The 22,262-nt window shown below is 41.5% G+C and carries 18 protein-coding genes; 6 read left to right on the top strand and 12 right to left on the bottom strand.

What is annotated here, in order from left to right; all coding sequences use genetic code 11:
• The first annotated feature begins 135 nt into the window (after positions 1-135).
• From P2G54_RS05585 to P2G54_RS05560, 6 genes are all read left to right on the top strand, one after another.
• The gene (locus P2G54_RS05585; protein WP_275869047.1) at positions 136-3,588 is read left to right on the top strand and encodes a S8 family serine peptidase; all 3,453 of its coding nucleotides are present in this window, start codon (positions 136-138) and stop codon (positions 3,586-3,588) included.
• Positions 3,585-4,298: a hypothetical protein gene (locus P2G54_RS05580; RefSeq protein ID WP_275869045.1), complete on the top strand. Its 714-nt coding sequence runs from the start codon at positions 3,585-3,587 to the stop codon at positions 4,296-4,298. The genes P2G54_RS05585 and P2G54_RS05580 overlap by 4 nt, the downstream gene beginning before the upstream one ends.
• Before the next feature lie 100 nt (positions 4,299-4,398).
• Complete coding sequence (locus tag P2G54_RS05575; protein ID WP_275869043.1) at positions 4,399-4,818, top strand: 6-carboxytetrahydropterin synthase; 420 nt, start codon at positions 4,399-4,401, stop codon at positions 4,816-4,818.
• Between the two features lie 102 nt (positions 4,819-4,920).
• Entirely contained in the window at positions 4,921-5,292 is a 372-nt protein-coding gene (locus P2G54_RS05570) for a GxxExxY protein (protein ID WP_275869040.1), read from the top strand.
• A gap of 22 nt (positions 5,293-5,314) precedes the next feature.
• Positions 5,315-6,430: a lipid-A-disaccharide synthase gene (gene lpxB, locus P2G54_RS05565; RefSeq protein WP_275869658.1), complete on the top strand. Its 1,116-nt coding sequence runs from the start codon at positions 5,315-5,317 to the stop codon at positions 6,428-6,430.
• A gap of 96 nt (positions 6,431-6,526) precedes the next feature.
• Positions 6,527-7,774, top strand: a complete 1,248-nt coding sequence (locus P2G54_RS05560; RefSeq protein ID WP_275869037.1) for a serine hydrolase domain-containing protein — start codon at positions 6,527-6,529, stop codon at positions 7,772-7,774.
• A gap of 48 nt (positions 7,775-7,822) precedes the next feature.
• On the opposite strand, the gene P2G54_RS05555 is transcribed toward P2G54_RS05560, so the two are convergent.
• The 12 genes from P2G54_RS05555 to P2G54_RS05500 form a co-directional block, all read right to left on the bottom strand.
• Positions 7,823-8,494, bottom strand: a complete 672-nt coding sequence (locus P2G54_RS05555; protein ID WP_275869035.1) for an HAD family phosphatase — start codon at positions 8,492-8,494, stop codon at positions 7,823-7,825.
• Complete coding sequence (locus P2G54_RS05550) at positions 8,491-10,266, bottom strand: glycoside hydrolase family 9 protein (protein ID WP_275869033.1); 1,776 nt, start codon at positions 10,264-10,266, stop codon at positions 8,491-8,493. The genes P2G54_RS05555 and P2G54_RS05550 overlap by 4 nt, the downstream gene beginning before the upstream one ends.
• A 270-nt stretch (positions 10,267-10,536) precedes the next feature.
• The gene (locus P2G54_RS05545; RefSeq protein ID WP_275869031.1) at positions 10,537-11,925 is read right to left on the bottom strand and encodes a DHA2 family efflux MFS transporter permease subunit; all 1,389 of its coding nucleotides are present in this window, start codon (positions 11,923-11,925) and stop codon (positions 10,537-10,539) included.
• A 116-nt stretch (positions 11,926-12,041) separates the two neighbouring features.
• Positions 12,042-12,443 (bottom strand): DUF3592 domain-containing protein, encoded by a 402-nt coding sequence (locus tag P2G54_RS05540; RefSeq protein ID WP_275869029.1) that lies wholly within the window; start codon positions 12,441-12,443, stop codon positions 12,042-12,044.
• Positions 12,444-12,569: 126 nt separating this feature from the next.
• Positions 12,570-14,099 (bottom strand): SulP family inorganic anion transporter, encoded by a 1,530-nt coding sequence (locus P2G54_RS05535; RefSeq protein ID WP_275869027.1) that lies wholly within the window; start codon positions 14,097-14,099, stop codon positions 12,570-12,572.
• Positions 14,100-14,316: 217 nt separating this feature from the next.
• Positions 14,317-15,219, bottom strand: a complete 903-nt coding sequence (locus P2G54_RS05530) for an NAD(P)-dependent oxidoreductase (protein WP_275869025.1) — start codon at positions 15,217-15,219, stop codon at positions 14,317-14,319.
• 216 nt (positions 15,220-15,435) lie between these two features.
• Positions 15,436-16,488, bottom strand: a complete 1,053-nt coding sequence (locus P2G54_RS05525) for a serine hydrolase domain-containing protein (protein ID WP_275869023.1) — start codon at positions 16,486-16,488, stop codon at positions 15,436-15,438.
• A gap of 83 nt (positions 16,489-16,571) precedes the next feature.
• Entirely contained in the window at positions 16,572-18,161 is a 1,590-nt protein-coding gene (locus P2G54_RS05520; RefSeq protein WP_275869021.1) for a serine hydrolase domain-containing protein, read from the bottom strand.
• Positions 18,162-18,253: 92 nt separating this feature from the next.
• Positions 18,254-18,904 (bottom strand): DUF6266 family protein, encoded by a 651-nt coding sequence (locus P2G54_RS05515; RefSeq protein ID WP_275869019.1) that lies wholly within the window; start codon positions 18,902-18,904, stop codon positions 18,254-18,256.
• Positions 18,905-19,642: 738 nt separating this feature from the next.
• Entirely contained in the window at positions 19,643-20,689 is a 1,047-nt protein-coding gene (locus P2G54_RS05510; RefSeq protein WP_275869017.1) for a hypothetical protein, read from the bottom strand.
• Complete coding sequence (locus tag P2G54_RS05505) at positions 20,686-21,099, bottom strand: hypothetical protein (RefSeq protein ID WP_275869015.1); 414 nt, start codon at positions 21,097-21,099, stop codon at positions 20,686-20,688. The genes P2G54_RS05510 and P2G54_RS05505 overlap by 4 nt, the downstream gene beginning before the upstream one ends.
• Positions 21,096-22,259 carry a DUF4221 family protein gene (locus P2G54_RS05500; protein WP_275869014.1) on the bottom strand — a complete coding sequence of 388 codons (1,164 nt, stop codon included), beginning with the start codon at positions 22,257-22,259 and terminating at the stop codon, positions 21,096-21,098. The genes P2G54_RS05505 and P2G54_RS05500 overlap by 4 nt, the downstream gene beginning before the upstream one ends.
• Between the last annotated feature and the right edge of the window lie 3 nt (positions 22,260-22,262).

The following is a 22,262-nucleotide window of genomic DNA, read 5'->3' as shown; positions in this document are numbered from 1 at the left end:
TTTTATTCTTAAAAATCTGAATTAACCAACAAATCCGATCTTTTCGGTTTATTTGAACCGCTTTCACTCTATTTTAGTTAAAGAATATAAAATCCATTTTTCCTCTAGAGAGAAAGTAATTATTATGGGCAAATTATGAGAATACTGCTCTATTCTATGTTTATGCTCCTGACAAGCCAAGTGGTATTGGGCCAGTCAGGGGATTCCAAAATTATCAAATTAGAAAAGGCAAGAATTGCTGTCCAGTCAGATTTACAAAGACATTTGGAGGAGCTGAGCTTTAAGCAAGGAAGCTCATTGCCAAATCTTCAGTTTTTTAATTCCCAAATGGGGATTACACTTGATGGAGGATTTAACTCCAAAATCCAATATCTAGATCAAAGTGGCTATCCGGTTTTTTATGGACCACATAATAAAAATGCAGCTATCACCACTGGAGCTATTCAATTGCAACCCGGAGGAGACCTGGATTTAAATTTGACAGGTAAAGGCCTTACAGTTGGGATATTTGACCAGACTAGACCTAAGCCAGATCATGTAGAGTTTAAGGGGAGACTCACTCAAATCGACGGGTCATCCGAGGAAATAAGTACTCATGCAACTCACGTGACAGGAACGGTTCTCGCTACAGGTATAAATTCGCTTTCAAAAGGAATGGCCTATGAGGCTACAGGTTGGTCTTTTAATTGGGACAATGATGTTTCCAAAATGGCTGCCAATGCGTATGATCCTGTAACCAAACCAAATGGGCTCCTCTTGTCCAATCATTCTTATGGGATTGTGTTGGGTTGGTCTTTCAGTAGTGGAAGCTGGAAATGGTTTGGGAACCCCTCAATTGACCAAAATAAAGACTGGAGATTTGGGTTTTATACCACAAAAAGCCAGGCTATAGACGAAATCCTATTTACAAAGCCCCAATACTTAGCTGTGTGGTCTGCAGGAAATGACCGCGATGACAGGGGAGATGATACCCATGACCCGGATGGACCTGAAGACACTATTGGTCCGGAAGGGGTAGCAAAGAATAATTTGACTGTTGGTGCCGTCGAAATGGTTTTGGATTACAAAAGTCCGGGAGATGTTTTGATGAGTAATTTTTCCTCTTGGGGTCCAGTCGATGACGGAAGAATAAAGCCTGACTTGGTAGGAATGGGGGTAAATGTATATAGTACTTCCATCAATTCTTCCGGGGAAGATGCTTATGCAAGTCAAAGTGGCACCTCTATGGCTGCTCCCAATGTGACTGGCTCTTTATTCTTGTTACAGCAATTATATTCTCAAAGAAACTCTGGAATTTTTATGCTTTCATCTACCCTGAAAGCATTGGCTATCCATACCACAAAAGAGGCAGGGCCGGCTCCGGGACCAGATTATATGTTTGGATGGGGATTGTTGGATGTAAAATCAGGAGCAGAAGTCATTCTGAATGAAGATGGTAACTCCTATGTCATCAAAGATGAAATTTTGGAAGATGGAGAAGTTCAGGAATTTGAATTTTTATCAGATGGGATTACACCGATCAGAGTAACCATTGCTTGGACTGATCCCGCAGGAACTCCCCCTGGAACAAGTTTGAATCCCGGGGATTTGATGTTGGTGAATGATCTGGATTTGAGAATAGTGGATGAAGACGGAACTGAGTATTTTCCTTGGAGCTTGGATCCAACACAGTTGGCTGGGGCTAGGGCTGTTCGGGACCGGGATAATTTCCGTGATAATGTAGAACAGGTTTATATTCCCAATCCCGCTCCCAAAAAATATCGTGTTAGAGTCTCTCATAAAGGTTCTTTGAAGTTTGACGTTCAGCAGTATTCATTGGTAATGACAGCAGGTTCTGAGGACGGTGCAGATGAAACCCTTTATTGGATTGGGTCCTCAGGTGGGAATTGGGAAGACTCCAACAACTGGTCTACTCAAATTAGTGGGGCTCCAGCGGGAAAAACACCGGGACCAAAGACACGCGTAGTATTTGAAGGTGCTCAGGGCGGTTCCCTTATTATAAATGTCAATTCTGAAGCAAATGTCTTTAGTCTAAATTTATTTGGTGACCAATTAGTAGAATTGGATTTAAAAGGAAACCTTTTCACCATCAATGATGGATTGAGAATAAGTAACCAAATCACAGAAGTCAGAAATGGAACCTTAAATTTTGAGAATGCCGGTACCAATTCAAAAGTGCTGGAATTTGGAGATGCTTTGTTTGATAACGTTCAACTGGCTTTCAATTCAGGCAACTGGAAAGTGATCTCTGGGAGTCAATTGTCCTCTGTGAGGATTAATGCAGCTGCATCTGTTTCTTTTGATTACAATGAGGTGAAATTGAAAAGCCTTGAGCTTAAGACTGGGGGGGCACTTTCTGGCACCTTCCAAAACCTTATTTTTTCACAGGATATAACTTTTGAAAGCAATTCTTCCGTGATGGAAGGAGTTAACCTTACTTACCAGGGAGGAACAGGGACCTTTAAGAATGAATCGGGTACACCTATACTTTGGCTAAAAATCAAATCTGGTGATTTAACGCTGTTGAGTGAAAAGATTCAGAATATTCAAATCGCAGATGGAAAAGCTCATTTGGGGATTACTTCTCTTAGTCTAAATTCTTTGGGGATTGGTTCATCAGCAACTCTTGATTTGGGCTCAAATGGGGAATTGAATGTTTTGGACAGCATTTTTTCATTTGGTTCTACTTTAAATGAATCCTTGATCCAAGCCTCCTCCAAAGGAAAGATTATCCATGACATTCACCGAAAAACCTGTCTTGATCATATTTCGGTGAGCAATGTGGATTTGCAAGGGCAGGCGATAGTTAATTTGGGGACTTCAGCTCAGATTGAAAATAGTAATGGATGGCTGACCCAAAATTGCGAGGACATCCTCTTCGCCAATTTCCGAACCAGTTTTACCTGTGTTGGTGCTGCTGTAAACTTTGAAAATCTAAGCGATGGTACTATTTCATCTTACAGTTGGGATTTTGCTGGCTTGGGATCTTCGACTTTGGCTAATCCGTTTTTTGTGTTTAACACCACAGGAACTTATACGGTCAAATTGGTGGTGTCCAATGGCCAAAGTTCATCCACTTATGAACAAACTGTGGAAATCGGCGAAAATGAACTTGTAAAACCTGTGATCGTTGCTAATGGTACAAATTTGACTTCTCAACAGCCAGGAACAGCCTTCCAATGGTATCTAAATGGAGCGCCAATAGAAGGGGCAACTAGCAGAACCTATGCAGCAAGTGAAGACGGTTTGTATCAGGTAGCCATTGTTGGAGATGTTTGCAATAGAATCTCCGACCCAGTTGTCATCTCAGCTATTCCAAATCAGGAGGCAGATTTGAACAGGTTTGGGATATTTGTGGGACCAGTGCCCTCTGAAGACCAAGTGACAATTACTGTTTCCAACGATTATATGGGGCCAATCGATTTCCAGTTGATTGATATGGCAGGAAGGGTTTACCTCAATCAGGAGTTCCAAAAGAATGGCTCTGAATTGCAGGTTGAATTGAGTTTGCCGGCCAATAAAGGAATTTATATACTGAAAATGTTTACCAACAATTTAACCTTACACAAAAAGTTAATAAGACAATGAGAAAATTTTTAATTGCAATTGGGATTTTAATTGCCCAAACTTCTTTTGCTCAAATCAGCAATGTGCATATGAATGGAGCACCTGCGAGACTTTCGGGATATTCCGGGGTGGATGGTTCTCCCTACCTTTTTGAGGATTGGTCACGCGCCGATATTGGCACTACCAATGCCGGCCTAAAGGAGAATGTAGCCTATCGGTTCAATATCCATGAAAATGAACTGGAAGTCATCAATGAGGCCGGAAACACCATTATCCTGAATAAAAATTACCTCGAGTACGTGATGCTGGAAAGACCTTCCCTAATCATCGCTACTTCTGGAGGTAGTGCCAGTGGGCTGCTGACCAAATTGCTGTTTAAAAAAGGATTTGAATTTATCAGAGGTGTTAATCCCAATGATTTGGTCAATGTATTGGCCGAGGGCAAAAAATACAGTTTAGTAAGAAGATTCTATTCTGATCTTGTCACTCCTCCCAAAAACTCCTATGCACCTACTGCTGGAAAAATGTTTGTCTTTGAGGAGAGTATCTACCTCATTGATGAAAATGAAGAGGTGACTTCTGTAAAAGCGCGGACCAACAGTATCCTGAAGGCTTTGCATGAGTCCGATCAGGAACTGGCCAAATCCATCATCAAGGAAAATAAGTTGAGTTTGGATCGGGAAGATCACTTGGTGATATTCTTTCAAAAGCTGAATGAAACCTCAAAATAACTCATTAGAGCCCGGTTTAAGATCGGGCTTTTCTTTTGCTTAGTGTCCTGATTTCTATTCTCTTTACTTTTGCCTAAATTGCGCCGAATTTCAAGAGGTGATGATCCACATTTGCAGAAAAGAACATTTCAATGCAGCCCACAAACTTTGGAACCCCAAGTGGTCTGATGAGAAGAATTTTGAGGTTTTCGGTCCTTGTGCCAATGTGAATTGGCATGGGCATAATTTCGAGTTGATCGTAACCGTCAAGGGGCTTCCGGATCCGGATACGGGTTTTGTGGTGGACCTCAAACAGCTGAGTACCCTCATCAGAAGGTTAGTGATTGATAAGGTAGATCATAAAAACCTGAACGTGGATGTGGATTTTATGCAGGGAAAAATGGCCTCTTGCGAAATCCTGATCATGGAGTTCTGGAAAATCCTCGAACCAGCGATCAAGGAGATCACCCCCAATGGAGGCTTGTACAAATTGACCCTTTATGAGACGCCAAGAAATTTTGTGGAGTATTTTGGGGAGTGATTTTTACCACAGAGAGCACAGAGATTTATTCGTTTTTTAAACTATTTCATTCAATAATTTTTTTTAGATATCATTTTTATTGAAACGGTTCTGGTTTTAAGCATGGGAGATTTTGATGTAACTGAGAGAATAATCGGTGAAGCAATTTATGTTCATCGAAAATTAGGACCAGGCCTTCTTGAAAGTACGTATCAAAATTGTTTGTTTCACAGATTAAAATCTGAAGGCTTAAAAGTCGAAATGGAAAAACCGTTACCGGTTTATTTTGATGGCTTATACCTAGAATGTGGCTATCGATTGGATTTGGTTATAGAAGATCAAATAGTTTTGGAATTAAAGAGTGTAAAAAAAATTAAAGATATTCATAAGGCTCAGATGATTACCTATTTAAAATTGAGTGGGTATAAAATTGGGTTACTGATAAATTTTAATGTCTTGAGGTTAGTAGATGGTCTTATTAGACTGAGAAACTAAAGCCTTTTTCTCCGTGTCCTCTGTGGTCAAAAAAAATAAAATATACATTATCTCCGGAGAGCGATCTGGTGACTTACACGCATCAAACCTGGTGCTGTCCTTAAAGTCTCTTGATTCCAGTTTGCAGTTTAGAGGAATGGGGAGCAGCTACTCCAAAGAGGCCGGAGTGGATCTTGCTGTTGATTATTCTGAGGTAGCCTTGATGGGATTTTTAGAAGTGGTTTTGGGATTCCGCAAGGTGCTCAAATACCTCAACTTGGTCAAAAATGATCTGACCGCTTTCAAGCCAGATGCCCTGATTTTGGTTGATTACGGGGGATTTAACATGAAAATTGCCGCCTTTGCCAAGGAAAAAGGAATTCCTGTTCATTATTACATTCCTCCCAAGGTTTGGGCCTGGAATCAAAAAAGAGCCCTTAAACTCAAAGCCAATACGGATCATATTTATTCGATATTGCCATTTGAACCGGATTTTTTCAAAAAGTTTGACATGGAGGTAGCGTATGTAGGAAATCCGCTTTTGGATGAAATCCGCAAATTTAAACCTCATGATTTTTTCTTTCAGAAGAATGAACTGAGCTATGCACCTATCATAGCCCTGCTACCAGGAAGCAGAAAGCAGGAGCTTCAGGAAATGCTGAGCAGGATGGTGGAATTAGTCTCTGTTTTTCCCAATGCGCAATTTGTAATTGCAGGAGTGGACAGTTTGGATGAAAAACTCTATCAACCAGCCATCAATGCGGGGTTGAAGGTAGTTTATAATCAAACCTATGACCTTCTTTCCCATGCTACTGCCGCAGTTGTCACTTCCGGAACTGCAACTCTCGAGACTGCTCTATTCCGGGTTCCCCAGATTGTGGTTTATCAAACCAGTGCGATATCCTATGCTATTGGAAAAAAACTGATCCGGGTGCCTTATATTTCTTTGGTAAATCTGATTGCCGAAAAACAGGTGGTAAAAGAGCTGATCCAGCAGGATTTCTCCATTTCCAACTTGGAAAAGGAACTCCGAACAATACTTACTAACCCTGTTTACAAAGGGGAAATGTTACAGGGCTATGATTTGGTTCTTGAGAAACTGGGTGAAAGCTCTGCCTCAGATACGGCTGCTCACCTGATTTTTGAGAGTCTTTCCTAGGAGATGCGCTTGGTGACCTAGAATCACCAATTGTCATTTTTTTGATAGCTATTTGTTCTGGAAAAATATATTTTGACAGAATTAAACTATCTGTCTATGTTGAAAGTCAAGTTACTTGTTTCGTTTTTCATCCTTTCCTTGTCTGCATTCAGCCAATCAGTTCCCGGCATTATTCCGGAGCGGGTGAAAAAACTGGATGCTATGCTGGAGGAAACCGTTCGCTCTGGCCAGGTTCCGGGTTTGGTAGCCATGGTTTTAAAAGATGGGAAAGTAGTTTACCATGAAGCAAAAGGGTATGCTGATGTGGAGTCCAAAAAGACAATGGAGAAAAATTCTATTTTCCGAATTGCTTCACAGACCAAGGCCATTACTTCCACAGCTGTTATGATGCTTTGGGAGGAAGGTAAATTCAGATTGGATGATCCTATTTCAAAGTTTATCCCTGAGTTTAAAAATCCTCAAATCCTTAATTCCTTCAGGTATTCGGATACCACTTACACAAGCAGACCGGCATCCAAGGAAATTACTATCCGTCATCTATTGACTCATACTTCCGGCTTGGGATATGGTGTGATTGACGGTGATGAGCGGATGAAAATGATCTACCAGAAGGCTGGTATCACGGACCTTTTTACTACTGAAAAAGTCACTATCGGAGAAAGTGTGAAAAAACTGGCCAAGCTTCCGCTGCATCACGAGCCGGGTAGTAAATACACTTACAGTGAGGGCTTGGATGTGTTGGGGTATTTTATAGAGATCGTGTCAGGAATGCCATTTGATCAGTTTTTGAAAGAAAGGATCTTTGATCCACTGGGAATGAATGATACAAGGTTTTATCTGAGTGCACAACAGGCTCCAAGATTGGTGACGGTTCATACCTATAGAAATTCCGCTTGGGAATCTTTTCCGGTCACTTTTTATGACCCTGCTTACCCAAAGGCCGGTGCAAAGACCTTCTTTTCAGGAGGGGCTGGACTTTCCAGCACAACAGAGGATTATGGAAAATTCCTTCAGATGTACCTCAATGGAGGAGAGTTGAACGGGAAAAAATTATTGAGCTCCAAAACTATTGAGACTATCATGACCAACCAAGTAGGGGATTTACTTGGAAACGGCGGTAAGGATTATGGCTTAGCATTCGGATTGGTAGATGAAGTAGGTGTTGCTATGGGAGGAATCGGAAGCAAAGGGACTTTTGACTGGGGAGGCTATTTCAATACCCAATACTTTGCAGATCCTACAGAAAACATCATCGGTTTGATTTTCAAACAGACGTCCGGCTCAGGCAATGGGGATGAAAGTGGCTGGAAATTCCGCCAAATGGTCTTTACACTGGTTGAATAGAGATGGAAAAAGGAGCGGTTTCTTCCGCTCCTTTTTTAATGATTCTGTTTAATCCTCAAATAACTTTTGAGCCTCGTCAAAATCAGAGATCACTTCATCGCATCCCATTTCCATCAATTCCTGTTTGGTATGGGAAGTGGTAATTCCTACTACAGTTAATCCTGCAGCTTTTGCAGCCCGAATTCCTCCGCCTGAATCTTCAAATACCAGACATTCCTCAGGCCTGACATGGGATTTTTTCAAAGCTTTTTCAAAAATTTCCGGATGTGGTTTACCATGCTTTACCTCATGTCCTCCGGTAATCGAGTCAAAGAGTTCCAGGATTCCCAGACCTTCTAGGGTAAAATTGATATTGACCTCATCGCCCATGGTAGCCAAATGGAGACTGAGCTTTTTAGACTTCATGGTTTCCAGAAATCCACTTAAGCCTTTCACCTCTTTAAGATGGGGCTTGTAAATTCTTCGGTAGATATCCTCTTTTTCAGTCCCCAGTTCGATGATTTTCTCTTCGGACATGACATGGGGAAAGAAACGGGCGATCATTTCATCTATGGTGCCGTGATTTTGCGCATGAAATTCCTCAGGGAGAAGATGGATGCCATGATCGCTTAGGAAATGAAGCCAAGCTTCAAGGTGGTAGGGGATATTGTCCACCAAAGTCCCATCCATATCGAAGATCAAGGCTTTTACATTATTTAAATATGTATGGTTTAAACTCATTTTGCTGCACTGAAATAGGCCATCATCAAAATTGAACCGGCAGTGCCATCCATGGTGGGTTCATTGGTGCTGTAGTCCCCCACAGCATCATGATAAACCACAAATGGGTTTTGCCTTCCTTCATAATCATCGGGTCTTTCTAAGTTTAATCCCAAAAGACTGGAATGAATAGTCCTGAAAATCGGACCGTCTACCAATCCTCCGGGAACCTGCAAGCCAAGAAGCACATAGGGTGCTGTATGTACATAAACCGGAAAATCCCCATTCTTGGGAATTCCCGTAAACATGGAGGTCCCCCAAGGGTTTTTTCCGAATAGCCAGTCTCTCTGAGCCAAAAGGTAAGAATGATAATTTTGATCCCCGGTCATTTTCTCATAGAGTATCAGCTGAGTGGCCAAACTGGTCATCAGATTGTTGGAACACCAAATAAAGGGAATACCCACTTCGAAAGGGCTGTTTGCTGCCTTTTGTAGGGTGTATTCTATTCCTTCTTTGTAGAAGCTTTCCAATGTCCTCTTGAACTCCTCATCAGCTACTTCATGTAGTGAATAATGGCCCAAGTTGATAAATGGATAAAGTTGGTAATGGGAGGCCGAATCTCTGACGGTCCATGAATCCTCATTGGCACTTTTCAGGGCGTACTCTTTGGCCTCAGTGAGATACTGTTTTTCTCCGGTAGCCTTATATAATTCTGCTCCTGCCCATTCCATATCATCATTCCAAGTTTCTTCATTGTAGCGATAGGGCGCTCCAAAGGAATTGCCTTGCTGATACCCCTCATATTTTTTTCCCAGTTCATAAAGGGTTTTTGCTGCATTCAGACATTTGATCGAGTAAGAGAGGTCGATTTCCTTCCAAACTCTAGATCCCAGGGCCAAGGCAGCTGCAGACCTTCCTGCTATGTTGGCCATACCGGTGGATTCACTTTTGAATTTTCCCAAGCCTTGAGGTTCTCCCGTTGCAAAATATGCCGCTCGGTAGCTGTTAGGTCCCCATCCGTAATCGGCATTGTCCTGATTGGGGATTTTGAAGCCTCGATGGTCCCGGTCATCTGCAATTTGGTGAATCAGTTGGTCCGGTGCCGGATGAAGTTTGAGTAGCCAGTCCAAGCCCCATTTTGCTTCGTCCAATACATCCGGAATTCCATTGGAGCCAGGCTGCCCAAGCGCATTGACTTGATCTTCAAACTGCTCCGGGAAAAGCTGATAAGCCAACAGCATATGCCCAGTGGCATAACTGCCTGTAATCAGGTATTTGAGTTGGTCACCGGCATCATGCCATCCTCCGGAAGCATCTACATAGGTGCTGTCCGGCATGGGGCCAAAGAAGCTTCTGCTGTCCTTTTCATGGCAAACCATATCCAAGGTGGGATTGTATCCGCAACGCTGCTGACGCATGAATTCCAACAGTTCTTCCGAAAGACCCCTATAGGCTTCTACTCCAATCTGGAAGGGAGAGCTAGGTGTTTTGCTTTGTGGATGCCATAGCAAATATTCTCCCTCAGCCTGTATGTTGGAAAAGTTAATTTGATAGTAGTGGAAATCACCCCAGACGCCGGATTCAATACCTATGGGCTTTAGGCTGGCTACCGAACTGGAATCCGGCAGTCGAAGCAGTTCAATTTTGTTTTTAATTTTTTCTCGGGAAAATAGGACTGCTTTTTTGCTGTCTTGGGGCTGAAAACCGACTTGATTAACTGAGAAAAAGACATCTTGGGCCAATGCTTGGAAAGCAAGGAAAATCCCAAAAAGACTGAGGGCGTATTTTTTCATTTCAAGGGGAAAAGTGGTGCTAACTCAAGGTAAAAAGTATTTAGTAAATGTATTCGGGAACCCAGGAAAAAATTCAGGTACTGGGACCTCCTGTTTTTTCTCTTGGGATTGCTTGTGGATGGTTTGCAGGATGATAAAATCCTGTTCAGTACTCAAGTTGCCGTTCCAAAAAGAAAGTACTGCTTAAGTTTATGCCAGTCGTGGGTATGATGGTCCGGAAGATACTACCAATGAAAAGACATGCTGTTTAGGGACAGGTTGAATGGGCAATCAATTCCTGACTTTCAGATTATCTCCGTCCCGGAAATGAAGCCGACGGAATACCAATCCGGAAAGTACAGTCAAGCTTCCGATGACCAAAAAAGTATAGCGGAAGGCATTGTGAATATCATGTTGGATCAATTTAACATCTCCTTCAAACAGCTTGAGGATCACCAAGCCAAAAGCAATTCCAAAGCCTATTGCAAGTTGTTGATTGACCGAAATCAGGGAATTTCCACTGCTGGTATGATAGGGTCTAAGATTAGCGATGGCAATGGAATTCATGGAGGTAAATTGGATGGAATTGAAAAAACCTAGTATGGCAATCAATGGAAGGTGCCAATAAAAGGAGGAGTGAATCCCAGGCAATGCCATTGAACAGATCAATAATCCAATAACCAGGGTATTAATCAAAAGGGTTTTTCTATAGCCAAAACGGTTAAGAATCCGGATCACGAAAGATTTACCAAACATAGCCGTCAAAGCCATAGGGGCAACCATCCATCCGGATACGACTGCGGATTGTTTATAGGCGATCTGAATCATCAGAGGTAGTAATAATGGAACAGAACTGATACCTATTCTGGTAACCAGATTACCTAAAATGCCAACTCGGAAGGTGCGAACCTGAAATAGATTCAGGGGAAAGATCGGGTTTTCCTCCTTTTTAGCATGCCGGTAGTAAAAGTAAAGCATTAAAAAACCTAAGGTCAAAGCCAACAAGATCGGGGTGGTTTGCACCGAGTTGCCAAGCAATTCCAAAGAAATAGAAAGCATAAAAGAAGCTGCGCCAAAGATCAAAAATCCTTTTAGGTCAAATTCCAGACTCTTTGAGGTATAATCAGGTAGAAATTTAATGCTAAGCAGAATACCAAGGATAGCAATAGGGATATTGATCAAGAAGATCCAATGCCAGGAAAGATAATCGACCAAATATCCACCTACCAATGGCCCCAAAACAGGACCGATTAGGGCAGGGACAATGGCATAATTCATGGCCTTGACCAGTTCGTTTTTAGGATAAGTTTTTATCAGGGTCAAGCGCCCAACCGGTGTCATCAAGCTTCCACCAAAACCTTGAAGGACCCGGGAAAGAACCAGTTGGTTCAGGTTTTGGGATAGTGAACAAAACAGGGAGCCGAGAGCAAAAAGGGTGAGGGAGAGAATAAAGATCTTTTTTGTTCCGAATTTATCTGCCAAGAATCCACTGATCGGCATAAAAAGAGCCAAGGTTAGCACATAGCTGATGATGGCATTCTGCATATTAAGCGGGGACTCCTGTAGATCCCTGGCAATGGAAGGAAGAGAGGTATTCAGGATGGTTGAATCCAGCATCTGCATAAAAATGGCAGTAGCCAAGATGATGGGAAGTACCTTTTTGATTTGTTGGATTTCCATAGGGGCTGCCTTCATTCCAATTCCCTACGAATATACCTGCTCTCTCTTCAAATGTTGAAAAAAAAGAGATTTTTGAAGGACTAAGGCTTAAGAGGGGATTTGTAAATGGGATATAACTAAACGAACTGGGTGATTTCAAATAACTCTAAAATCCCCAAAACCAAACCGAAAGATCCTACTGCAATAAAAAGTTTGGGTAAAAATTCCAATTGAAAAGAGGAGTTGATTTCCACTTGGGTAGGGTCTTCAGGGTCATAAAGAACCTCAACCTTTTTCCCCTCTTTTTTTGCAGGAAAGTAACCTATACTCAGTTCCTGAGTGATCCATACATCTGCTTCGGTTTTGAATCGGACCACCGGATAATACATTCGATCATGTACTCCTTTTCGGTTGTTTTTAAAAATCACCGCTTGGGCTCTTTTCCCTTTATAAAGGATATGCTTCCCTTTCTGGTCCAAAACAATCCCCACAATTGTGAATCCAGTAAATAGTAAAGTCAAAATAATATCGGTTTCCATGTGTCCTTTTTTAAAAAGAGGGTTTATCGTATGGAATATAAAAAATAAAAAATGGATAAGGAGATGTTAGTTCCAAATAAAAGAGCGGGGTTTGATGGCCCCGCTCTTAATTGCAATTAATAGGTATCAGACCTTGTCCACCACCAATTTATAGGTAGGGTCTTCCATTACATTGACATCGATGATGGCATCAGCCTTTTCGATCAGCTTTCTGCAGTCTGGACTCAAATGTCTCAGATGGATTTTTTTACCCACTTTGGAGTAGCGCTCGGTGATTTTGTTCAGAGCTTCAATGGCGGACATGTCCACCACACGGCTTTCCGCAAAATCAATGATCACTTCCTGGGGATCATTGAGCACGTCAAATTTCTCATTGAATGCTGTGATGGAACCGAAAAACAGAGGACCGTACATTTCGTAATGCTTTACCCCATTTTCATCAACGTATTTTCGGGCACGGATCCTTTTGGCATTGTCCCATGCAAAAAAGAGAGCGGCTAGAATCACTCCGATCAAAACGGCCAGTGCCAAGTTGTGAAGAACTGCAGTAATCAGGGTTACCAAAACCATTAGAAATACATCAGATTTAGGCATTTTGGTAAAGGTCTTCAAACTTGCCCATTCAAAGGTCCCTATAGATACCATGATCATCAGACCTGTCAATGCAGCCATGGGCATTTGCTCGATCAAACCGGAACCAAACATGACGAAAACCAAGAGCATGACCGATGCCACAATCCCGGAAAGTCTGGCCCGGGCGCCGGAAGAAACGTTGATCAAACTCTGGCCGATCATCGCACAGCCTCCCATGCCGGAGAATAGTCCGGAAAGGATGTTTGCGGTGCCTTGGGCAATAGCTTCTTTATTTCCCCTTCCCCGGGTCTCTGTGATTTCGTCTATGATGTTCAAGGTCAAGAGACTTTCGATTAATCCTACACCGGCCACAATCCCGGCATAAGGGAAAATCAACTGAAGGGTTTCCAGAGTAAAGGGAACTGAAGGAATATGGAAAGGAGGGAAGCCCCCCTTGATACTTGCCATATCACCCACGGTTTTGGTGTCGATTCCCAAAAGACTTACCAGACCAAATACCACCAAAATAGCGGTTAGAGAAGCCGGAATGGCTTTGGTGAGTTTTGGAAGTCCCCAGATGATCAGCATGGTCAAAAGAACCAACCCCAAGAGAACATACAATTCCATCCCGCTGAGCCAGGAGCCATCTGTTCCTTTAAACTGATCCAATTGGGACATGAAAATGATGATAGCCAGTCCATTGACAAAGCCGAAAATCACCGGGTGGGGAACCAGTCTCATGAGTTTTCCCAAGCGGAGGGTGCCGGCTGCAACCTGAAGTAGTCCCGCCAAAATTACCGTGGCAAAAATATATTCCACTCCATGGGAGGCGGCCAGACTCACCAAAACTACTGCCACTGCTCCGGTAGCTCCGGAGATCATACCGGGCCTTCCTCCAAGAATGGAAGTGACCAAGCCCATCATAAAAGCAGCATAGAGTCCTGTCAGGGGAGAAACTCCTGCAATAAATGCGAAAGCCACTGCTTCAGGGATCAGCGCCATAGCTACAGTCAGCCCGGAAAGGATTTCTGTTTTATAGTTTACTTTTTGGGAGAAGTCAAAGAGGTTGAAGTATTTCTTCATTTGGAATAGGTTTGGATAGAAAGGCTTTGGGAATTGATTCCCATGCTCTGAGTAGCTATGCTGTTTTTGAGTCGGCAAAGGTACAAAAAATGAAGTAGACAGAATTTTATTCTGAAAACTTTGCAGAAATAGCGGAGTGATGCCTTCAGCTGGAGGGGGTGAAAACAGAAATCCCCTGAGTGCAATCTTCAGTAACGCTCAGGGGATTAAGAGATAATTATTCCCAATTCAAATAATTTCGCCAGTTGTGCTGCTCTTTAAAGCCTAAAACCTCTCGAATCTTGCGGTTTGAAAACAAGGCCTCATGTTCTTCCAGTTCTCGGGTAAGGGGCACCCCAGGGAAAAAGCGCTCTGCTAATTCTTTGCTTGGGATAACGGCTCCATTGTGATCGTTGCCGGCATTGAAGACCTGATATCCCAGTCCGTCTTTTTTCAGGCACAAATCCACTATCTGCCCCAAATCTCTGGCATCAATGTAACAGAACGCATTTCTGCGGCGTACTTCCGGGTGTTTGAAATAATGCGGGAACAGCTCTTTGTACTCGTGTGGTTCGATCACATTTCCTATTCGCAAAGAATAAATATCCACCTCCGATCTTCTCTGGAAACTGCGGGCCGTTTGCTCATTCACTACTTTGGAAAGGCCATAGCTATCCATGGGATCCACATCGTAGTTTTCATCTAGTGGAAGATATTTTGGGTCTGTCTGACCGTCTGAAAAACAGATTCCATAGGTCGTCTCGGAGGAAGCAATGACAATCTTCTTGATCCCAAGCTTCACTGCTGCTTCTATTACATTATAGGTTCCAACGGTGTTGACACGGAAGGTTTCATTGTCTGGATTGATCAGGATTCGGGGAACGGCCGCAAAATGGACCACCGCATCAAATTTGGGAACCCCGGTGCCCGGCTCCATTTCGTCAAAACCGGCATAGGAAGTCATGGCGTTAAACATTTGCCCGGAATCCGTGATATCAGCGATAAGATTGTCTACTCCCGGGTAGTCCAGCGGTTTCAGGTCTACATTCAATACCCGATGTCCCTGCTCAAGCAGGTAGGGAATAACATGTTTTCCTGCCTTTCCCGAGCCCCCAGTAAATAAAATTCGTTTTTTAGTCATGGTTATTCTGGTTTAGGTTTGATTTGCTTTGGTAAGAATCGGTAAAGTTCGAAATACCCAGAAAGAATCCAATCCTAAATCATATTTCAAAACTGAATTAGGGTAGTTAATTGTGGGGGGTGAGTTAGATTCGGGGAAAGTTCAGGGAATCTATTTTTTTTAACTCAGAGGAATAAAGTATTGTCTTTCGGTTTTCTGCTGCCCGAGCTGTTAATTTCAAGATTCCTTGTCTTTTCCCTTTTTTAGGATTTTTACGATTCGATTATAAATCATCTCTGAAATCGTCCAGGTATCTCCACCACTGGTATTCACAAACTGGATCACCACCGCATCTATATCTGCATGGTATCGGGCTATACTTGAATAGCCGGGTACCAGCCCGGTATGGCCGTAATCATAAATGGAAGAGTAGATGGCCTGTTCATCATCATTTAACAAAGAGCCATCGTTTAAAATCCTCAGGAATTTTCCCACATCTTGTATTGTAGCCACCATGGAGCCGCCGGGATTTGGAAAATCGTTGTTCTTGATATCGGGTCCATAACCGACGAAGTACCCACTCATCACCTTGTCTATATCGACTTCGCTCAGCAGGTTGTAGGTATGATTTAATCCATGTGGAAGCAGAATCTCCTGCCGGATATAATCATGGTGGCTGTAGCCTAAAGTCCGATCTAGTATTTCTCCGATCAGCAGGTAGTTGGTGTTGGAGTAGGCGTATTTTTCATTGGGTAGAAAATCCGCTGGCGTATCCAAGACAAAGGCTAATGCTCCCTGATTATCCGGGGCGTGGTCCCATGGATAATCCGGATAATCGCTATAGTTGGGGATGCCGCTTCTATGCTGCACGAGCATTCTAAGGGTAATCTGATCTGCGTTTTCAATTCTTTCCTTGAGCTCTGGCAGGTAGTCGGCCAAAGTGGCATCCAGAGAAAGCCTTTGATCATTGGCCAATTTTGCTGTAGCTGTGGCAATGTATAATTTACTGATGCTGGCGATTTTAAAGAGGGAATTTGGATCCGCTGGGATTTTGTTTTCCCTATTTTTCAAACCGGCCGTATAGGACACAGGCTCCTTTCCCCCTTGATCCACATAGACGATGATCCCATCCAATCCATACCCGATTGCGGCATTGGCCTGTTCTTGTACCGTTACCGGAAGGGGTGCCAACCACACGCTGACCAAAGTCCAAGGGACAAATATCACCAAGGAAGCTAGGGCCATGAGGGGCATGATAATTCTAAGAATTCGAATGATTTGGGGTTTCATAAATTTGGGGTAATGGGGAAGATACCCTGGTCAATATATCTTTCCCTACAGTTTAGCCTCTAAATTTTCACCGGATAGCCTTTTTACTCAGATTCCTTTGATAGAAATAAGATGTCCAATTGTTGCACTTTGGGGTCTTTTTCAGGGGTTAGTGTAAAGAAAATTCCGATTTCTCCATTCTGGGTTTGAATTTTATAACCGCCTCTAAGCTGATTTTGAGGTGAAAGCTCTCCAATGGAAAGGATAGCTCCGGCTTGTTCCAAAACACCTTGCACTTCTTGGATCCTATGCGCTCTGGATTTATCCAGATAAAAATTCTCAGCCAGGATTTTTTCCTCCAAATCCGTGTCCCATTTTTGAATTAATTGAGTGAGCTGTTCTTGGCGTTCACGCAGAATATCCGAAACAGGTAATTGTCTTGGTTTCAGACCTGCAGTTTCAAATACCAATTTCCCAATCTCATTGAGTGGATAAGGGCTGGTATAGGTCAGGTTACAAAAAGCCATGATTCCGATCCCATATTCGGGAAAGAAAACATAATTGCTTCCAAAACCCGGTAGCGCTCCACCGTGTCCGACTCTTTTCAATCCATCACAGTTTTCTATGGTGCCAAGGCCATAGCCGTACCCGGAAATAGCAGGACAGGGTTCACCGCTAAAGTTTCTTGCATTGGCGTTTAGTCTGGGGAATTGTGGTGTTTGCATTTCTCTTAGTGAACTCCTACGAATAGGACCATCGTCCACATCACTTCTTGGAGGCCAGGCAGAAAGATGAAAACTGACGTATTTACTGAAATCCTCTATGGAGGTAATCAAACCTCCCATGGCTCCAAAAGACCCGTCGTGAAGCATGGGTTCCAATTTCCATTCCTCATCCTCCCAACGATACCCAATTGCCAGTTGACCAGGAGGGACCTGGTCGTATTCCCAATAGGTTTGCTCCATGCCCAAAGGCAATAGAATGTTTTGCGTGATGTATTCCTGATAGGGCATTCCCGAGACCCGGGAAATAATATTCCCGAGTAGGGCATAACCCGTGTTGCTATACTCGTATTCATAGGAGGGAACATTGGAAAAGGAGACCCCCTCTGTCATCATGTCCATCAGCATTTGGTCAGATTCATCCAATTGACGGTCCCCCCAGGGATTGTCCTCCGGAAATCCGGAGGTCATGGTCAAGAGGTTTTCAATAGCTATGGACGGTGCATCTTGGGTCAGGTACTTAAGATTAGCCATTTCAGGGATGTATTTACTGACCGGATCGCTTAAGGACAATTTGCCTTCATCCCGTAGTTTTACAATGGCCATGGCCGTAAAACTCTTGCTCATGGATGCAATTCGAAAAGAAGCGCTGGGGCTGGCCGGGCTTTTCTGCTCAAGATTCATCAAGCCAGTTGCAAAGGAAATCACGAGTTGGTTGTCGACCACAATTCCGTATGCAATACCCGGAATATTTCGGGACTTTGCATAATCAGCCATCAACTTTTCCAGTTCAGGTGCAATCTTTTTTATCCTTTCTACTCGGTCATCCTGCTCAAAAAACGGCTTTTGGTAGGTGTCTGAAAAAAGATGAGTTGTGGATTTAGTGTCAACATCACTTGTTGGCTTTGGATTGCATGAGAATAAGAGTGCTCCAAAAACTAGGTAGAAAAGATGGCTGGGGAAGTTTTTCATCGGATGAGACTTAAAATGTGAAAATGGTTTGGTTCCACTAATGGACTTGCTCTGAATAATCCAAACACAGGATCAAGCCTTTGAAAGGATTTTCACAGCTTTCCCAAATATACCGAATCCGAGAGCTGATATTTCTTGGTTTTTATATCCAGCTGGCTGAATGCCATGTAGACATGCCAGTTGATGGTTGATTTTTCCGGGCCCAACTCAATTACACCTTGAGTTAAATTTCTTCGAAACCGGGTTTCTGCCCAAATAAATTTCTTTTCCTCAGGACTATAGAGCAAAATAAAGCTTTCATCAGTTTCCCGGGCTTTACCTTCCTTGGAATTGTCCGTCCAAGTGAATTCTACCGAATTCCCTTTTTTAGTGGCCTGAGGATTCTCTGGCCCTAGCAAATTTCCCTTACTGATGCGCAAAAATGCAGGATCGATTCTTGGTTCCCGGGTATAATTGTATCCCTTGGTGTTGATTTCGGAGTAGGCCAAGTGTATCCCCTTTTTGCTTTGGGTTAGGAATTCCTGATAACCGAAGTCCAGGGCATATTTGATGGGCTTGAGAAAGGCATTGATAGTCTTGAGTTTTTCCCGTTGGATAAGCTGCAGAGGGCTGGGATTGTGCTTGTTTTTGTGATTTTGTGAGGGCCTGCTACGAACGACTGTCTTGCCGTTCAAGGTGTAGAAAACCAGGTTTCCGAGTTTTCCTTTAGGCAGGATTACATTGGAGTTGGGTAAAGTGGCCATAATAAAAAAATCTAGAGGTTAAACGAAACAATACTCAAACTAAAGAGAAATATGCAGAGAACAAAGGATTAGGAGCTGTAATTTACTGGAATACAGTTGGGTACTATAGGTTTTTTATAGCTTTAAGCCTATTAAAACCCTATCTGAAAATTAACAGAACCCTATAGAAACCCTAAATAAACCATTTGATTTTTCAGTAGTTATTGGGATTGATCTATAAATGGGAGGTAGTAAAATCAAGGATCAGAGTGGGATCGAATTACTCATTCGTAGGGATGGAAAGGCGTAGTTTCTGCCCTGAATCTTTGAAGTCCAATTGGACGCTGGGTGAAGTTTGTAACTTCACCCTAATATCCAAGCCAATTTGCAATTGGCCATACACATCCCAACTACCAGTAATCTACATCTATCAGCCCTTTCAGACCTGCATAATTTTTTTCACTGGAATATAAATAATCTTCAGCCTTTTCCACCAAGCCCGCTCTGACAGAAGATTGCGAAGAATTGTTTTGGAGGGGTGGGGGGAGGTGTAAACTACGCCTAGTCACCGGCTTTTTTTCATTCAAACAGAATCTATGCTCAGAGGGGGTGAGGAGATGGTAAATCGAATTACAAATTCGTTGGAATTGTAAAGCATGGTTGCAAACTACTCCTAGTCACCGAATTTTTGTCATTCAAACAGAAACTATCGTCAGAGGGGAGGTAACTCTCTTTGAATGCTAATGAAAGAATGGATTTTTACTTAACAGATTCAAAAGACTTAATACTTATGTAGTATTCACCGTTGATTTCCTCAATTTGAAGGATGTTTCCACATTTATCAAAGTCAATTATCCCCTCTAATCCTAATTTTTCATGCACCTTTCCGTTTGGTAAAGAGTGTTTCGTTAACAATTTTTCATAAGGTTTGCCGCTTTTCGATTTGTTTGCCACCTCGTGTAAGATTATCAATTCACTTTCATTAAAACCGAATTTTATCGTTTTATCATTTCGATATTTTCGTTGTTCTTCTTCTGGAAGAGAAATATAATCAACGTCAATTGGAATATCATACTTATTGTAATCACGATTTTTGGCCTGATTAAAACTAATATTGTGAATACTTCTTTTTTCAAAATCCAATTCTGTGATGCTTGAATCTCTTTCGATGAGTACCTGTGCCTCATTTTCATTGAATTTTATGAAAAATGGGTTCTTTCTTGTTTTTAGATCAATCTTTTCGATGGTTTCTAGTGTGTTTTCAACTAAATTCATTTTGAAAAAACTCAAGACTACCTTGTCTTCTACAACCTGCGTACCACTCAAAATAACTATATCCTCACCAATGACTTCCATGTCATCAATACTTATATCAGTAATGTTCAACGAGTAATTAGTTACCTCTTTCCCTTGAAGATTATAGATTTTTATTGTCCGATTACTTTGTAGGAAGTAGATATTATCTCCAAAAACATCAAAAGCTGGAGTTGTTCCACTGATATAATTAATACGCTCCTTATTTTCTGAGAGCGATTTTGAATTAAAAGACAATTTGAATTCAATTTTCCGATCTGGTGAGAATTTGTATGCGTCTCCCCAAAAAGGGACGAAAAATATATATCCTCCATCACTGGTCTTTTTTAGTTCAAACCCAAAATTTCTGATAGCGGGTTCTATTTCTAAATAGATATCCGAGATAACGAATGGCGAAAAATCGGGCTTCATGCAATCATCAAAAAATGAATTAGATTGGGAATTACAGGAAAGAAATACCAATACAAGCAAAAATAGTATGGGATTTTTCATGGTAGGGATAGATTTTTCGATGAGTAATCGATCTGTGTCACATTCATTAAGCGGCCATCTTCACTGAAAGAAAAAACCACTGGAAATCCACTGACTAAGCCTGATTCAACAGCTATTAAATCCGTATCAAGATAAACTTTAGGAATAAGATCTTCTCCTAGTAATAAAACCGCTTTTTTTCTGCTTTTAGTGACCACGATTATTTGATATTCATCGTTTTTACTTGCTTCTTCAGTAAGGGTCTTATGATTTACAAAACAGCTAGTACACCCGTCTATGTAAATAATCAGCACCTTATTTGACTTTGGGATTTCCAACGTGTCAAGATACTCTTCGATTTTATTTTCTTGAGAACTCGATTTTTTACAGCAAAATAGACTGAGAATTGCTAGAAGGTAGATATACTTCATTTGATTTCAAAAATATCGAATACTACATTGTCCTCATCTAGACTCGTGTAAAAAGGATTTGTTTTAGGCATATAAAGTCCTTTTTTTCCGATAAAGGAATGGTATAAATTGTAAATATTACCATTGAAAAAATATTCGTCTTGCAGTTCCCAATTTTCATTATAAATCATAATACTGAAATCATTTTTGAATACCGAGGAAATTGAGTTGTCTGTATAGGGATCGAAGTTTCTGCCCAGTTGAACAAATCTTAAGTATCGTTTTCTGTATGGATCATGTATGATTTTGCAATAATGAGTATTTGAAATAATAAGTTCAAGACTCTCAGAAGGTCCAGCATTGGCTATGCTTGGGAAGTTTTGATCTCGGTATTTGCTCTTTGAATAAAAAGATTTTTTATTTTCCATTTCCAAATCGAAAATCAGAATACTGTCTAAAGCGTTCCAAGAATAAATCCATTGTAATTCAGAATCTAAAATTCGAGAAGAAACAGAAAGATAGATAGGGAAGGTTTTATCTTGATAGAAGTGAGGGAATCCAGATTTTGGAAACAAAAATACAGAATCAGTATCAAGATTAAATCTACCGGATAATCGATAGTTCTCAGCGAGTACACCCGGAGCTGCGGTGTTTTTCAAGATTCCTTGATCAAAATATAAAGAGTTTTTTATAAAATAAGTTGGATTTGCTGAATTCGAAAAGTGATTAATTAAACCTGGAACTAATTGATCTTCATGAGAAATAGGAGAATATCCTTTAGAAAAGTTTCCATTTAAATCAATTAGAGTGGTATTAAAAAGCGACATTTTTGGAAGTATAAAAATGCTATCCTTATTATGGAAAAAAAAACCACCCAAGTTAGGCACTACTTCTGGGCCGTGAGAATTTAAGGGTATTCTATATATTAACTTTCCAGTTTCTAATGAATAAAAATCTAAACTTTGATTGACCAGATTTAAATTTAAAAACGATTCATTTTTCGCAAATTCACTAATTTGATGATAATTAAATTCGGAAGTTGATTTTTCATCCAAATGTAAAATTAAAGAATCTGCCAGGACCAGATTGCTTTCAAACCCGATCCCAGCTTTTCCTTTTTCACTTTTGCACGACGTTAAGACGATTAAGGCAAATAGTGTGTATAAGAAGGTTTTTCTCATGAA

Origin of the sequence: Algoriphagus sp. CAU 1675 (assembly GCF_029222925.1) — a bacterium.
In the GTDB taxonomy this organism is placed as follows: Bacteria; Bacteroidota; Bacteroidia; order Cytophagales; family Cyclobacteriaceae; genus Algoriphagus.
The sequence above is the reverse complement of the archived record's forward strand: the minus strand, read 5'-3'. Positions and strand labels throughout refer to the sequence as shown.